The sequence below is a fragment of the Serratia sp. 506_PEND genome, assembly GCF_001076875.1.
In the GTDB taxonomy this organism is placed as follows: domain Bacteria; phylum Pseudomonadota; class Gammaproteobacteria; order Enterobacterales; family Enterobacteriaceae; genus Serratia; species Serratia marcescens.
This window is the reverse complement of sequence record NZ_JVEL01000393.1, coordinates 1-1,525: the sequence shown is the minus strand read 5'-3', so window position 1 is coordinate 1,525 and position 1,525 is coordinate 1. Positions and strand designations below refer to the sequence as shown.

General features: G+C 58.0%; 3 protein-coding genes. All 3 read right to left on the bottom strand.

Annotated features, from left to right (window positions below; all coding sequences use genetic code 11):
- Position 1: 1 nt before the first annotated feature.
- Positions 2 to 700, bottom strand: a complete 699-nt coding sequence (locus ADK28_RS30995) for a helix-turn-helix domain-containing protein (RefSeq protein ID WP_048795939.1) — start codon at positions 698 to 700, stop codon at positions 2 to 4.
- A 77-nt stretch (positions 701 to 777) separates the two neighbouring features.
- Positions 778 to 1,191 (bottom strand): putative zinc ribbon protein, encoded by a 414-nt coding sequence (locus tag ADK28_RS14330; RefSeq protein WP_343286293.1) that lies wholly within the window; start codon positions 1,189 to 1,191, stop codon positions 778 to 780.
- Positions 1,185 to 1,525, bottom strand: a 341-nt coding sequence (locus tag ADK28_RS30095; RefSeq protein ID WP_075202075.1) for a putative zinc ribbon protein, incomplete at its 5' end; no start/stop codon positions are given. The genes ADK28_RS30095 and ADK28_RS14330, both read right to left, overlap by 7 nt.

Here is a 1,525-nt window from a genome sequence, read left to right as displayed (position 1 = left end):
TTTACACGCCGTCGCAGCGGTAAACCGGAACCCGACGGGCGGTCCCGGTAAGCGTGTCGAAGACGTCGCGTTCTGAGGTCGCAATTACCCTCCCTGCCCTGCGCAGCCGTAACACTTCCGCGGCGATACGCTGGCAACCAAACCAGAAGAGCGCATCCAGTGCGGTCACCTGTAGCCCACTTTCCAGCGCAGCCCTGAGCCGTTCTCGCGGTGCTTTCACTTCTTTTGCGATCTGCTGATAAGGTGCCGCACTCATTCCCGTTGGATCCTCCCGCCGGATACGGGTGACCAGGCGGTACTGAAACGCATCGGGTATCCATGCATCAATGAGCATCTCGCTCATCCCCTGCTGAACACTTTCATCGTGGGCTCTCCCCAGAGTATCGAGATTCATCATCAGCACCATTTTGCATTCTGGCGCGCTGGCCGCCTCCCATATCCAGCGCAGAATAGTTGGTGGTGAATTCTTACGTTCCTGCTGGCGCGCCTGTGAGTATTCACCCGTCCGCTGCCAGACCTCAGTGTGAAAGCGTAAAATTAAAGAACGGTAATCGGCCATCGTGTCGTGATGCGGTAAGACCAACGTAAAGCTGAATACCGCCAGTCCCGGGTAATGGTCAACGGCCTGCTGCAGGAAAGCGCGTATATTTGCGGCATCCACAGCGTTACCGGCAACAGCGCCGGTGCAATGGTCATTCATGGGAAATTATCTCTCAGGGTTAAATCCGGCAGGACGCCGGTTGTGCTGTATGCCTGGTGCGAATTCCCTCGCCGGACTTACCCGGGCAAAGTGTTGCAGCAGTAATTCATCTGCCAGTTGGCTTCTTCGATGCTGTAGATACCGGTCAGGCACCGGGGACAATGCTTCACGCCCTGATAATGGTTGCCGCACCACACGCAGTACCAGGAGAGCACCATCACCGTCGTTTCCAGCCCGTTGATGATACTGCGCAGCTTTCGGCGCCGGGCTTCGGCTTTCACTTCCGGGTCAAGATGGGCGCAGGCCATCAGCACATGCCGGGCGACGGTCTGCTGGTCATGTTCAAACCACGGGTCTTCATGCATACCGGCATGCAGTATCAGCCGGCAGCCACAGGACGCACAGCTCCATATCTGTCCTGGTGCACTCATGGCCTCCCCGGCTGTCACAAAATGCCCTTCGCGGTCATTTGCCAGGTAACACTTCAGCATGCGCATGCCGTCACCTCCGCTATCCGGCTATCAGCATCATTGAGCGCACAGCTGTGCTCCCCCGTCCGGCAGGTCATGCAGTAACGCTCGCCGTGGTAATCACTGCTGCAACCGTGACAGTGCCAGTCGGCGTAGAAAACCAGGGGACGGGCTTCCGGTACATACCATTGCAGTTGCCGGATATGGCGGGTCTCCCTCACCCCGGGGTTTACATACGGGCAGTGCTGCTGGCCGTTCTCCGTCAGCGCGTGGTGCCGGTGTTCAAACCATGGACGTTGGGTCTGGTATTCAGGATGGTACTGCAGTGCACTGCCGCACAGATGGCAGGTATAGC